At 67.4% G+C, this 12,535-nt stretch carries 12 protein-coding genes and 1 tRNA gene; 5 read left to right on the top strand and 8 right to left on the bottom strand.

Annotated features, from left to right (window positions below; translation table 11 throughout):
• Positions 1–467: 467 nt before the first annotated feature.
• Positions 468–539 (bottom strand) — tRNA-Thr (locus KQ304_RS02690).
• Positions 540–584: 45 nt separating this feature from the next.
• Here KQ304_RS02690 and KQ304_RS13710 point away from each other — a divergent pair.
• Complete coding sequence (locus KQ304_RS13710) at positions 585–863, top strand: DUF3493 domain-containing protein (protein ID WP_399228196.1); 279 nt, start codon at positions 585–587, stop codon at positions 861–863.
• Here KQ304_RS13710 and KQ304_RS02695 read toward each other — a convergent pair.
• The 6 genes from KQ304_RS02695 to KQ304_RS02720 all read right to left on the bottom strand — a co-directional run bounded on the left by KQ304_RS02695 (position 795) and on the right by KQ304_RS02720 (position 7,687).
• Positions 795–1,511, bottom strand: coding sequence for a low-complexity tail membrane protein (locus KQ304_RS02695; protein ID WP_259735582.1), 717 nt, complete (start codon positions 1,509–1,511; stop codon positions 795–797). The two genes, KQ304_RS13710 and KQ304_RS02695, sit on opposite strands and share 69 nt — an antisense overlap.
• 1 nt (position 1,512) lies before the next feature.
• Positions 1,513–4,875, bottom strand: coding sequence for a translation initiation factor IF-2 (infB, locus tag KQ304_RS02700; protein ID WP_259735583.1), 3,363 nt, complete (start codon positions 4,873–4,875; stop codon positions 1,513–1,515).
• Positions 4,876–4,938: 63 nt separating this feature from the next.
• Entirely contained in the window at positions 4,939–5,232 is a 294-nt protein-coding gene (locus KQ304_RS02705) for a YlxR family protein (protein ID WP_259735584.1), read from the bottom strand.
• A complete protein-coding gene (nusA, locus tag KQ304_RS02710) occupies positions 5,229–6,728 on the bottom strand; it encodes a transcription termination factor NusA (RefSeq protein WP_259735585.1) in 1,500 nt (499 codons plus the stop codon). Before nusA ends, KQ304_RS02705 begins: the two co-directional genes overlap by 4 nt.
• Positions 6,729–6,774: 46 nt before the next feature.
• On the bottom strand, positions 6,775–7,245 hold the full coding sequence (gene rimP / locus KQ304_RS02715) for a ribosome maturation factor RimP (protein ID WP_259735586.1): 471 nt from the start codon (positions 7,243–7,245) through the stop codon (positions 6,775–6,777).
• 163 nt (positions 7,246–7,408) lie between these two features.
• Positions 7,409–7,687, bottom strand: a complete 279-nt coding sequence (locus tag KQ304_RS02720; RefSeq protein WP_259735587.1) for a hypothetical protein — start codon at positions 7,685–7,687, stop codon at positions 7,409–7,411.
• Between the two features lie 141 nt (positions 7,688–7,828).
• Between KQ304_RS02720 and KQ304_RS02725 the strand changes: the two genes are divergently transcribed.
• Both KQ304_RS02725 and rpiA read left to right on the top strand, forming a co-directional pair.
• On the top strand, positions 7,829–9,058 hold the full coding sequence (locus KQ304_RS02725; RefSeq protein ID WP_259735588.1) for a trypsin-like peptidase domain-containing protein: 1,230 nt from the start codon (positions 7,829–7,831) through the stop codon (positions 9,056–9,058).
• A gap of 78 nt (positions 9,059–9,136) precedes the next feature.
• On the top strand, positions 9,137–9,850 hold the full coding sequence (rpiA, locus tag KQ304_RS02730; RefSeq protein WP_259735589.1) for a ribose-5-phosphate isomerase RpiA: 714 nt from the start codon (positions 9,137–9,139) through the stop codon (positions 9,848–9,850).
• Positions 9,851–9,868: 18 nt separating this feature from the next.
• Here the strand turns inward: rpiA and hisD are convergent, their stop codons facing one another.
• Positions 9,869–11,191, bottom strand: a complete 1,323-nt coding sequence (hisD, locus tag KQ304_RS02735) for a histidinol dehydrogenase (protein ID WP_259735590.1) — start codon at positions 11,189–11,191, stop codon at positions 9,869–9,871.
• Between the two features lie 121 nt (positions 11,192–11,312).
• Between hisD and rpsT the strand changes: the two genes are divergently transcribed.
• The gene (gene rpsT / locus KQ304_RS02740) at positions 11,313–11,618 is read left to right on the top strand and encodes a 30S ribosomal protein S20 (RefSeq protein WP_259735591.1); all 306 of its coding nucleotides are present in this window, start codon (positions 11,313–11,315) and stop codon (positions 11,616–11,618) included.
• A gap of 16 nt (positions 11,619–11,634) precedes the next feature.
• A complete protein-coding gene (locus KQ304_RS02745; protein ID WP_259735592.1) occupies positions 11,635–12,474 on the top strand; it encodes a TatD family hydrolase in 840 nt (279 codons plus the stop codon).
• Positions 12,475–12,535: the final 61 nt, after the last annotated feature.

Consider the following 12,535-nt stretch of genomic DNA (forward strand, 5'->3'; position numbering starts at 1 on the left):
ATGCCACCGGTGGGTCCACGGGCCCACCACTGCATCACCAGTGAGTTTCATCAAGAGACTGAAAGCCCCTGCCACGGCAGGGGCTTTTTTGTTGGCGATTCAGGGGATGTGAATCAGGCTGGTGCCGGGCTTCATGGCCGTGCAGGTGCTGAGGGCTCAGGCCCGAGTCGAGTCAAGGCGTGAACATCAGCCGGCGGTTTCCGATCGCCCCAGGCCAAGGATTGGCTGCTCTACTCACGCTGCGCTCGCAGGATGAATGTCTTTGCTGGAGTGAACAACCACTGCATTGGCTTCTCAGGTGGCTGCTGAGCGCCTCGGCGCTCGCACCGTGGGCCCATGGGCCCACGGATCTGCTCGAATCGACCATGAAGTGTTCGCAGCAAAAAATCAGCACAACAAAGTACTCAGCAGATGGGGGATCGCTGGACTCCAGCTGCTTCCTGCTGGATGCAAAAGTTAGAGGCAAAAGCCGATGGTCGGACTTGAACCGACGACCTACTGATTACGAATCAGTTGCTCTACCACTGAGCTACACCGGCGTCCTGATGAAATTAGCATTGAGGGGTTCCGTTGGCCCCCGGCCCATGCCATCGACCCGGCCCAAGCCCAAACCCCAGTCCAGGTCCAAGCCTCAATCCACCAGCCTGGATCCCGAGCTGCGAGAACGGCTGCTGGCGGAAGCCAAGGCCCCCTGGAAAGGGCTGCGGCGCGCTCTCTGGTTTGCCCTCACCGCCTCGGGGGGCATTGGTCTGGCGACCATGGCCATGCGCTTGTCCTCTGGCTCGGAGGTGACCTCAGGGGATCTGCTGATCCAGGTGAGTGCCTTCCTCGGCTTTGGCCTGCTCCTCTGGCGCGACCGCTGAGGAGCCGGCGTTGATCTCAGCCTCCGGTTGGGGTCTGGGCTGGGGTTGCTGGCCGTCCTGAAGCAGGCTCAGGGGAGCTGGCAGCAGCAGGGGAAGTCCAAGGCTCAGCCTCTCCCGGGCCACCAGCTCAGGCGCCATGGCGGGGGTGCGAGCCACCTGCTCAGGGCTGCGGCTGAGCAGCCAGATGGCCTGGATCAGTTGCTGTCCCTGCCAGACCAGAACGGCCAGCAGCGGCACAGTCAGCAGGATCGTGACCAGCCGCGAGGCCTCCGGCAGCGGTGCGATCGCCGCCAGCTGGGCGGAGAGGGCGTCGAGGCGCCAGATCGCCGGCAGCAACAGGACAGCCACCGCGGCCGCCAGCAGGCGCACGGGCCGTGGTGACTGCAGGGCGCTCAGCCGCCTCTGATCCTCGCGGCGGCCCAGGGCCGGGGTCTGCAGCAGCAGCAGCGACCAGCAATCGGCTGGCCGCTGCCAGAGCAGCAGGGTTGGCAGCAGGGCGCCCAGCGCCCAGAGCAACAGCCGCTCGATCCCAGGAACCAGGCCGGGATCAGCCCCCGCCAGAATCAGAGCCACGGCCAGCAGCTCGGCTGGGATGGCGGCCAGTCCGAGCAGTTGCAGCCAGAGCAGGGGTTCGCTGCGGGGAGTCACATCAGGTGCTGAGGGTGCGGCGTTGGGTGACCAGCTTGTAGGCCATCACCCGATCGCCCTCCTGCCAGTTGGCAAAGCGATCACAGCCGATGCCGCATTCGAAGCCCGTGGCCACCTCCTTGACGTCGTCCTTGTTGCGGCGCAGGGAGTCGAGATCGCCCTCGAACACCACCTGCTTGTTGCGCTGAATGCGCACCTTGCAGTTGCGCTGCAGCTTGCCGCTGGTGACGTAACACCCAGCCACGGCGCTCTTGCCGATGGTGAACACCAGGCGCACCTCCGCTTCGCCGAGGGACTCCTCCACCAGCTCCGGCTCCAGCAGACCCTCCATGGCCAGCTGGATGTCCTCCAGCAGCTTGTAGATCACGTCGTAGTCACGCACGTCGACGCCATTGGCATCGGCGGCCCGCTTGGCACCGGAGGCCATTGAGGTGTTGAAGCCCACGATCACGGCACCGGAGGCGGCGGCCAGATCCACGTCGGTTTCGGTCACCTCACCCGGGGCGGAGAGCAGCACCCGCACCTGCACTTCGCCCTGGGGCAGCTGCTCGAGCGATCCAAGGATCGCCTCGACACTGCCCTGGACGTCGGCCTTGAGGATGAGGTTGAGCTCCTTGAGCTGCCCTTCGCTGGCCTGACCGGACATCGAGGCCAGCGAAACCCGGCGGGAGGCCATCTGCTGGGCCAGGCGGGTGGCACGGGCTTCGTTGGCCCGGTCTCCCACCACTGAGCGGGCGGTCTTCTCGTCGGTGTAGACCTCGAATTCATCACCGGCGGTGGGCACCTCGCTGAAACCGAGGGCCTCAACGGCCGAGGAAGGACCCGCGCTCTTGACCCGTTTGCCCGAGTCGTCGACCATGGCGCGCACCTTGCCGAGCACCGGCCCGGCCGCCAACACATCGCCGGCTTTGAGGGTGCCGTTCTGGATCAGCAGGGTGGCCACGGGGCCCTTGGCCTTGTCGAGGTGAGCCTCGATCACGGTGCCCTTGGCCATCCGGTCCGGGTTGGCCTGGAGGTCTTCTACCTCCGTCACCAGCAGGATCATCTCCAGCAATTTGTCGATGTTGACGCCCTTGGTGGCGCTCACCGGCACCATCACCGTGGTGCCTCCCCAGTCTTCGGCCACAAGTTCCAGGGCGGAGAGTTCCTGCTTGACCCGCTCGGGCTGGGCGCCCTCTTTGTCGACCTTGTTGATCGCCACGATGATCGGCACTTCTGCTGCCCTGGCGTGGCTGATGGCCTCGAGGGTCTGGGGGCGCACGCCGTCATCGGCGGCCACCACCAGCACAGCCACGTCGGTGACCTTGGTGCCCCGAGCCCGCATGGCGGTGAAGGCCTCGTGGCCCGGGGTGTCGAGGAAGGTGATGCGGCGGTCTTCGCCGGAGTGGGGAATCGTGACCTGATAGGCACCGATGTGCTGGGTGATGCCACCGGCTTCTCCGGCGGCCACACGGGTCTTGCGGATGGCATCCAGCAGGCTGGTTTTGCCGTGGTCGACGTGGCCCATCACCGTGACCACCGGTGGCCTGCGGATCAGGTAATCGAAATCGCTGGCCTCGATCATCTCGACCGTCTTCTTGGCGGCCTCCTCCACGTCGTCCTGGAGAACAGGCACGCCGAATTCATCAGAGACCGTTTCGATCGTGGAGAGATCGAGGGTCTGGGTGACCGTGGCGATGATCCCCTTGAAAAAGAGGGATTTGATGATCTCGGAGCTCTCCACTCCGAGGCGGTCGGCCAGTTCCTGCACCGTGAGGTTGCCCTCCGGCACGATCAGCATCTCGGGCCGGGTGGCCTTGGCTTCCCGGGCGGCGCGCAGTTCCATGGCGCGACGGCGCTGCCTCTGGCGGGTGGTTTCCTTCTTGCGCTTGCGCATCGCCACCACGGGCTTGACGCCGGGAGTGGTGGGACGGGTGCGGGGCCGCGACGGCCGGGCCAGGCTGGCCTGGAGCACCATCGCCTCGTGCTCGCCGGCGAAGCCGCCGGTTTCGGCGGTGAGCGCATCATCGTTGTCGCCGATGATGTGCACCTTCTGGCGCTGCTTCTGAGGCGACTTGCTGCGCAGGGCCTCCAGCTTGGCGCTGTCGTCCCATTCCGGGCGCCGTGCCCGACCAGGCCCCGCGGCCTGGGGTGTGCGGAAGGCCGGTTTGCGCGGGGCCGATGGCGGCGTGGCGGTGGGCCGGGTGGGATCGGTGCTGCCTTCGCTGCGCTCGGGCCGCCGTGGTGGTGCGGCGATCGGGCGCGTGCCGGGCTTCTGCAGCTGCATCAGCTCGCCCGGTGCCACCGGCTTGCGCATGCCCTGGGGCATGCCGGGGCGCACGGGAGCTCCGGGCCGGGTGCCGCCACCGGGGGCGGCGGCGTCGCGGCGGATCGGTTTGCCCACCAGCTCGAGGGGGCTGCGGGCCTGGGTGGGCCGGCCCACCTGTGGGGTGGGGCGCTGGGGTGCTCCGGCTGGCCGCTGGCTCAGGGCCGGGCGGCCCGAAGGAGGTGCTGGACGGTTGCTGGTGCCAGGCTGTGCCGACTGGGGTCGACCCACCAGTTGCGGCCGGCCGGGGCCGGAGCCGCCTGCTGCCCGCACGGGTGCTGGAGCTCCAGGCCTTGGGGGTGCGCTCGAGGCCGGACGGGAGGGAGCAGGGGCAGTGGTGCTCCTGGGCACGGGCCGGGGACTGGTGGCGGGGCGAGGACTGGGGCTGGGCGCTGCGGCCGATTCCGGCTTGCGCACCTGGGGTGCCTCGGGTTTGCTCACCGGGGGCGCCGGTGGGCGGCTGGGGGCGGCGGCTGGCTTGGCCGGTGCAGCGGAGACCGGCGTGGGTTTGAGCGGTGCTGCAGGCCTGGCCGGCGCTGGCGCTGCTGAGGTGGGGGCCTGACGGCTGGCCTGGGGCACCACTTTCCTGACCACCGGCGGCTGGGTGGTGGGAGCAGCAGGCTTCGGCGCGGACGCCGCGGGCACCTGCGCCACGATTTCAGGCCTGGCGGCCGGCTTGACGATGACAGGCTTGGCTGGGGCAGCAGCAGCAGCAGGCTTCTGGGGGCTGCCCGCCGGCCGGACAGCCGGCTTGGCCGCACCTGCGGGGCTGGTGGGCGCCGCCGGTGCTGCTGGGGCGGCCTTTTTCAGGGACAGGATGGCCTTGGCCGCTTCGGCGGCAGGTTGGCTCGGTCGGACGGGCTGGGCCGCCGGGCCCGAGCCACCGTTGCCGGGGGTGCTGATCAGGCTGCGGATGCGCTCGGCCTCCCCATCGCTGATGGAGCTGCTGTGGCTCTTGACCGCAATGGACAGCTTCTCGGCAGCGTCGAGCACGTCCTTGTTCTCCAGGCCAAGGTCCCGGGACAGCTCATAAATTCTGACTTTGCCGCTGCTGGTCATTCAGGTCTCCGATCGGTCGGGGCACCGTGTGCCTCCGAGCCCCACGCGCGGTGCGGCCACTGTTCATCTTGCCTCAGAGGCTGCAGCACGTGTCTGGTTCAGCCGTTCCTCCAGCGCCATGTAGATGGAATCCGACACCTGACAGCGCAGGGAGCGCTGCAGGCGTTTGCGGCGCCGGGCGTCGTCGATGCAGCTGCTGGAAGGACAGAGGTAGGCCGAGCGGCCCATGGCCCCGGTGGCCGGCCCCTCAAGCACCACCCCTTTCCCGTCGAATGGGCGGATGATCCGCCAGAGCAGACGGCGATCCTGCCGCTCCCGGCAGGACACGCAACGCCGCAGCACAACACCCACGCTCACCGCAGTTCGACGGCGGCTTCATCTGCTGGATCCACTGGAGCGGCCTCGGTGTCCGCTTCGGCTACAAGTTCAGCCTTGCTCTCGATGCCGGTTTCGGTTTCCGACCCGATTTCCGCCGCAGGGCCCTCCGCTGCATCCTGCGCTTCGGCTTCGCCACCTTCGCCAGCTTGGCTGGGCTCGCCATAGCCGACGTAGCCATTCTCGTCTTCGGGCAGGGGATAGAGCTCGCGCAGGCGAGCATCCTCCTCGGCGCGGTTGGCCTGCTCGACCGCCAGCCGGGCTTCGGCCTCGGCCTGCTGGCGCTCATCGTCCTCGCGCAGGGCGATCAGTTCAGCAGCCCGGGCGTCCTCGCTGATCTGGTCGTAGTCGGAGGCATTTTTGATATCGATCTTCCAGCCGGTGAGCCGTGCCGCCAAGCGAACGTTCTGACCCTCACGGCCGATCGCCAGGCTGAGCTGGTCGGGGGGAACGAGCACATGGGCGTGCTGGCCGACGGGGTCCACCAGTCGCACCATCTCGACGCGGGCTGGGCTGAGGGAATTGGCCAGATACTGCCCAGGATCAGGCGACCAGCGGATCACGTCGATCTTTTCGCCGCGCAGCTCGTTGACCACCTGCTGGATACGGGAGCCCCGGGCGCCGATGCAGGCGCCCACCGGGTCCACTTCGCGCTCGACGCTGTCGACGGCCACCTTGGTGCGCGGACCGACGGCCCGTGAGGGAGGGTTGGCTTCGCGGGCCACGGCCACGATCCGCACGGAACCTTCCTGGATTTCCGGAACTTCATTCTCGAACAGATACACCACCAGACCAGCATTCGCCCGGGAGACGAACAGCTGAGGTCCGCGACGGGGCACCTCACTCACTTCCTTGAGGAAGACCTTGAAGGTTGCGTTGGCTCGGTAGTTGTCATTGGGCAGTTGATCGCGCCGTGGCAGTTCCGCTTCCACCTCAGGCCGGCCCAGGCCTGAGCTGACCGCCATGATCACCGACTGGCGCTCAAAACGAATCACCCGGGCGGTGAGCACCGGATCCTCGAGATCGGCGAATTCCTCCTGGATCATCCGCCGCTGCTGGTCCCGAAGTTTCTGGGCCAGCACCTGCTTGGTGGTGGCGGCGGCCATCCGGCCGAAGTCGTCTTTTTCGGGGGTGACATCCAGCACCACGGTGTCGCCGATCTGAGCGTCTTCTGCCACCTGCTGCACTTCGGCAAGGGCGATCTGGTGATCCTCGCTCTCCACCTCATCGACAATGATCTTGCTGGCCAGCACCCGGTAGCCCTCTTCATCGAGATCGAGGGCCACATCAAAATTGCTGAAGTAGTCCTCCTCGAAAGGGTCTTCACTGATGCCCAGGTAGAGGGTGCGGCGGTAGCGCTCGTAGCCCTTGAGCAGAGCCTCGCGCAGGGCTGCCTCCACCACCTGAGTGGGAAGTTTTTTCTCCTCACTGATGTCCTCGATCAGGTTCTGAAGACCGGGGAGGAGAACGAGTGCCATCGGATCAAAAAGGGGGTTGAAGGGGTTGGGAGCGGTAGGTCGGTGGTCAGCCCGTGGCGGGAGTGACCAGGCGGACAGAGATCACATCGGGCCGGGGAATCCGACTGATGCGGCCGCGCAGATTGAGCTGGAGGTGCTCCTCGTCCCGTTCCAGCAGCAGACCTTCGCGTGTGGTCTCCAGGCCTTGGCCGTCGCGGTAGAGCACCGCCACGGGGAACCCGCGAAAAGTGTGAAAATCGCGGTCGTGGAGCAGCTCCTCGCCGATCCCGGGGCTGCTGACCTCAAGGACGTAGGCCTGGGGCATCAGTTCGCTGGCCTCCACCACCTCAGCGAGCACGCCGCTGAAGGCGGCGCAGTCATCGAGATTGACGTCCTGCCCATCGGCATGGCGGATCTTGATCACCAGCGTCAGCGGCATGCGCTGGGCCTGGATCTCCACTCCCTGAAGCGCCAGGCCTGAAGCCTCGGCGATAGGGATCACCAGTCGCTCCAGATCGGGGATGAGGGGGTGGGGCACCGGCAGGGCTTAAGAGCGGGTCGGACGCCCGACCGGCCTCTGCAGAGAACTGCCCCCGAGATCAAGGCTGCCCGGGGGGCTGCGCTCGATCCTCAAGGTGATGCCCGCCGGGCATGGAGCTGAGCGTACAAGCCAGCACGGCAGATCAGGGCCCTGAGGCCCCTCAGGCTGGTGGCGTGGCTCCACCCGGGGCGTCGAACAGCCCCAGGCTGGGAGCCTCACCGTAAAAGTCGTCGGTGCCGATTTCGCCCCGGGTCGCCTGATCCTGGTTGAGGCAGCGTTGGGGCTCTCTGACGTACTGGCAGACCCTGGCCCAGAGCTTGGCGCGGGTTCCAGGGGCTCCCTGGCTGAAGATCACCTGATCCTGTCCGCCCACCATGCCCTGGATCTCCACCTGGCAGAGGGCACATCGCACACGGGTGCCTGGGGGGATGGAGGCCATGGGCTGGCTGCGCTGTTGCGGCAACCTAGGGCGAAGACCCCAATCCGTGGCCCCTTCTGTTGCGAGCCCTTCAAGAGCGCGGCTCCAGCAGACGGTCTTTGGAGCCAGCGGCCGCCGATCCAGCGACCTAGCCTCGGCTCCATGCTCAGTTCCGCCCATATCCGCCCTTCTGTCGGCTCGATGCAGCAGGCGTCCCGCAGGTTCTGGGCCGGCAGCCACCGCTGGCTGGCACTGCTGCTGGTGGTCGGCCTGAGCCTGGGCTGGCCTGCCCGCGCTCTGGCGCTTAGCCCCGAGCTGTCGGCTACTGCCACGGCCGCTGCAGCTGCTGCCAGCTCGTCGCCGCCAGCAGCTGCTCCTGTTCACAATTTTGTCGCCGAGGCGGCACGCCGCGCCAGCCCGTCGGTGGTGCGCATCGACACCGAGCGGGAAGTGCCGCGTCAGGCCTTTGACCCGGCCCTGCTCGATCCACTGCTGCGCGATCTCTTCGGGGATCCGGCCGGTAGCAGCCGGGAGCGGGGTCAGGGCTCCGGCGTGGTGATTGATGCTTCCGGCCTGGTCCTCACCAACGCCCACGTGGTGGAGCGGGTCGATCTGGTGGAAGTCACCCTCGCCGATGGCCGCCAGCTGGATGGCACCGTTGTGGGAGCCGATCCCGTCACCGACCTGGCGGTGGTCCGCATCGAGGCTCCGAAGGACCTCAAGGCCGCGCCCATGGGAAATTCCGAAGCTCTGGAAGTGGGCGACTGGGCCATTGCCCTGGGCAGCCCCTATGGCCTGGAGCGCACGGTCACCCTTGGCATCGTCAGCAGCCTGCACCGCAACATCAACAGCCTCGGCTTCGCCGACAAGCGCCTCGATCTCATCCAGACCGACGCCGCCATCAACCCGGGCAATTCCGGCGGTCCGCTGATCAACGCGGCTGGTGAAGTGATCGGCATCAACACCCTGGTGCGCTCCGGTCCCGGCGCTGGCCTGGGCTTCGCCATTCCCATCAACCTGGCGCGGGGGGTGGCCGATCAGCTGCGCACCGGTGCCGATGTGGTTCACCCCTATCTGGGCCTGCAACTGGTGCCGCTCACGGCCCGCCGTGCCCGCGACAACAACCGTGACCCGGAGGCGGTGCTGCAGCTGCCCGAGCGCGATGGTGCGCTGGTGCAGCGGGTGCTCCAGGGCAGCCCGGCTGAATCAGCCGGGCTCAGGCGCGGTGATCTGGTGGTGTCGGCGGCCGACCAGCCGGTGACCAATCCATCCGCCCTGCTGCAGCGGGTCGAGGCTTCCAGGGTCGGCGAGGACCTGCCGCTGAAGGTGGTGCGGGGCAACCGCGAACTGCAGCTCTCGATCCGGCCAGCCGCACTGCCCAGGGCGTCTTGAGGCGCGCTGCGCCAGCTGGGTTCTCCAGGAATTCGGCCATCAGCTTGCTACGGTCGCAGGCCCCTGGTTCCACCCCCCATGGCCGAGCTGCAGGACCGGATGAAGCAGGCGGTGGCCACGGCCGCCGTCGATCAGATCCGCGATGGCATGGTGCTCGGCCTCGGCTCCGGCTCCACTGCCGCCCTGATGATCCAGGAGCTCGGTGCCCGCCTGCAGCGGGGTGAACTCTCCGGCATCACCGGGGTGACCACGTCCTTTCAGGGGGAGGTGCTTGCCGCTGAGCTCGGCATTCCCCTGCAGAGCCTCAATGCTGTCTCCCGCATCGATCTGGCCATCGATGGTGCCGATGAGGTGGACCCCGCGTTCCAGCTGATCAAGGGGGGAGGGGCCTGCCATGTGCAGGAGAAGCTGGTGGCCCGCCGGGCCGAGCGTTTCGTGGTGGTGGTGGATTCCAGCAAGCTGGTGGAGCGGCTCAACCTGGGGTTCCTTCTGCCGGTGGAGGTGCTGCCAGGAGCCTGGCGTCAGGTGAAGGCGGAACTAGAGGCGATGGGCGCCAGCGGTGAGCTGCGCATGGCCGTCAAAAAAGCAGGCCCGGTGGTGACCGACCAGGGGAATCTGGTGCTCGATCTTCGTTTCGCCGGCGGCATCGCCGATCCCGCGGCCCTGGAGCAGGCGATCAACAACCTGCCGGGGGTGCTGGAGAACGGGCTGTTCGTGGATCTCACCGACCAGGTGCTGGTGGGTGAGATCATCGACGGTGAACCCCGGGTCCGGGACCTGACGCGCGCCTGAGCATCAGGCCAGGTCGCCTCACTCGAGCCGACGGCGTACCGAATCGGCGTGGCTGTGCAGCCCTTCGCTCTGGGCCAGGGTGATCACCGCCGGTCCGGTGGCCTCGAGGGCCTTGCGGTTGAAGGCGATCAGGCTGGTGTGACGCATGAACGTCTCCACGCTCAGGGCGCCGGAGAAGCGGGCTGTGCCTGAGGTGGGCAGGGTGTGGTTGGGGCCCGCCAGGTAGTCGCCCACCGCCTCTGGGCTCCAGGCGCCGATGAAGATGGCCCCGGCGTTCTCAATCCGTCCCGCCAGGGGCTCGGGCCGCTCCACCAGCAGCTCCAGGTGCTCGGGGGCGAACTGATCACTCAGCCGGGCAGCATCCTCCAACGACGGGCAGAGCACGATCAGCCCCCAGTTCTCCAGGGCCGCGCGGCAGAGATCCGCCCGGGGATGGTGGCGCAGCTGCTGTTCCAGGGCTTTGGGCACTGCCGCCGCCAGAGCCGGGCTGGTGGTGAGCAGGATCGCCGCCGCCATCGGGTCGTGCTCGGCCTGGGCGAGCAGATCGGCGGCCACATGATCGGGATCGGCGCTCTGGTCGGCGATCACCAGCACCTCGCTGGGGCCGGCCAGGGAGTCGATCGCCACCTGGCCATACACGGCTTTTTTGGCCAGGGTCACATAGAGATTGCCCGGACCGCTGATCACATCCACCCGCGGAATCGATTCGGTGCCGTAGGCCAGGGCGGCGATGGCCTGGGCCCCACCGACTCGGTAGACCTCCTCGACCCCGGCCAGGTGGGCGGCGGCCAGCACCGTTGGATCCGGTTGGCCCTGGGGCCCCGGCGGCGTCACCATCACCACCCGCTTCACCCCGGCCACCCGGGCGGGAATGGCATTCATCAGCACCGTGCTGGGGTAGGAAGCCCGACCTCCGGGCACGTAGAGCCCGGCTGTGGCCACCGGCCGCCAGCGTCGCCCGAGGCGCTCGCCGTGGACGCCCGTCACCTCCAGGTCGCGGGGCTTCTGACGCTGGTGGAAATCGAGGATGCGCCGCTGGGCCAGCTCCAGGGCCCCGCGCAGGTCGGAGGGGCAGTCCTGCCAGGCGCCTGCGAGTTCCTCGCGGGGAATACGCAGGGGGTCCGGACGAAAGCCGTCGAAGCGTTCGCTCAGCTCCAGCAGGGCCTGGTCACCCTCCTGCTTCACCTGCTCGATGATGGCGTTCACCCTGGTGGCGGCCTCCTGGCTGCCACTGCCGCTGGTGCGGGCGGCGATGCGGGCCAGCCTGGCTGAGGCCGCATCGAGATCCTCCAGGCGCTCAAGGGTCAGGGCAGGTTCAGGGTCGCTCAGGGTGTTCGGCACGGGGGGAGGCGCTGGCGGCCTGCGGTGCCGCTCAGTCAATTGATCAGGCTAGAGCTGCCCTGGGGCTGGCGAGCCCGTGAGGCTAAGATCGACAACTGCTGAATCAGCGCTGAACCCGCCTGTGGCCAATAACAAGTCTTCGAAGAAGCGCATCCTGATTGCCGAGCGCAACTGGTTGCAGAACCGCACCTACAAATCGGCGGTGCGCACGCTGATGAAGCGCTGCTTCACCGCTGCGACCGCCTACAGCCAGCAGCCCGGCGAGGACAACAAGACTGCTGTGCAGGCCAGCCTCAATGCGGCTTTCAGCAAGATCGACAAGGCTGTCAAGTGTGGAGTGATCCACCGCAACACCGCTGCCAATCAGAAATCGCGGCTCAGCACCGCCGTCAAGCAGGCCATCGAGCCCGTTGCCGGCAACGCCTGAGCGGCTGGCCGTCCCCATGACCGTCCCCACCAAGTCCGCTGGGGCCAGCGCCCTTCCGGCGCTGGTTGACTCCCACTGTCACGTGGTCTTCAGCACCTTCGAGGCCGACCTCGATGCGGTGGCTGAGCGCTGGCGCGCAGCGGGCGTTGTGTCCCTTCTTCACGCCTGTGTCGAGCCTTCCCAGATCGCTCCGATCCGGGCCTTGGCCGATCGCTTTCCAGAGTTGCGGTATTCGGTGGGAGTTCATCCCCTCGACACCGAACACTGGGATCCCACCACCCAGGCGGTGCTGCGCCAGGCCGCCCTCGACGACGAGCGGGTGGTGGCCATCGGGGAACTGGGCCTGGATCTCTTCCGCGACTCCAACCTGGAAGGACAGTTGGCGGTCCTGCGGCCCCAGCTCGATCTGGCTGTGGAGCTGGATCTGCCGGTGATCATTCACTGCCGCGACGCTGCTGAGCCGATGGTTCAGGAGCTGCGCCAGCGCCAGGCCGAGGGCCGCTGTCCCCGGGGGGTGATGCACTGCTGGGGCGGCACTCCCCAGGAGATGGCCTCGTTTCTGGAGTTGGGGCTGTACATCAGCTTCAGTGGAACGGTCACCTTCCCCAAGGCCTTCGAGACCCATGCCTGCGCCCAGCAGGTTCCGGCCGATCGCTACCTGGTGGAAACCGACTGCCCCTTCCTGGCACCGGTTCCCCGCCGCGGCAAACGCAATGAGCCTGCCTTCGTGGCCTCCGTGGCCAGCCGGGTGGCGGAGCTCAGGGGCGAGCCCTTAGGGCAGGTGGCTGCCGATTCCACAGCCAATGCGGTACGCCTGTTTTGCCTGCCCATGCCAACTGCTTCCAATAGTGTATGATGTTTTATTGGTTTGGTAGCGTGAGCGCACCATTGTCTAGGTCGGCAGCTCCGATTCGAGA

Source organism: Synechococcus sp. CS-1329 (assembly GCF_025128055.1).
Taxonomy (GTDB): domain Bacteria; phylum Cyanobacteriota; class Cyanobacteriia; order PCC-6307; family Cyanobiaceae; genus Regnicoccus_A.

What these genes read in the sequence shown, in the direction of transcription:
- KQ304_RS02720 (WP_259735587.1), bottom strand. Translation starts at nt 7,687, where the DNA reads ATGGCCTCCATCCCCCCAGGCACCCGTGTGCGATGTGCCCTCTGCCAG.
- KQ304_RS13710 (WP_399228196.1), top strand. Translation starts at nt 585, where the DNA reads ATGCCATCGACCCGGCCCAAGCCCAAACCCCAGTCCAGGTCCAAGCCT.
- rpiA (WP_259735589.1), top strand. Translation starts at nt 9,137, where the DNA reads ATGGCCGAGCTGCAGGACCGGATGAAGCAGGCGGTGGCCACGGCCGCC.
- KQ304_RS02725 (WP_259735588.1), top strand. Translation starts at nt 7,829, where the DNA reads ATGCTCAGTTCCGCCCATATCCGCCCTTCTGTCGGCTCGATGCAGCAG.
- infB (WP_259735583.1), bottom strand. Translation starts at nt 4,875, where the DNA reads ATGACCAGCAGCGGCAAAGTCAGAATTTATGAGCTGTCCCGGGACCTT.
- nusA (WP_259735585.1), bottom strand. Translation starts at nt 6,728, where the DNA reads ATGGCACTCGTTCTCCTCCCCGGTCTTCAGAACCTGATCGAGGACATC.
- KQ304_RS02745 (WP_259735592.1), top strand. Translation starts at nt 11,635, where the DNA reads ATGACCGTCCCCACCAAGTCCGCTGGGGCCAGCGCCCTTCCGGCGCTG.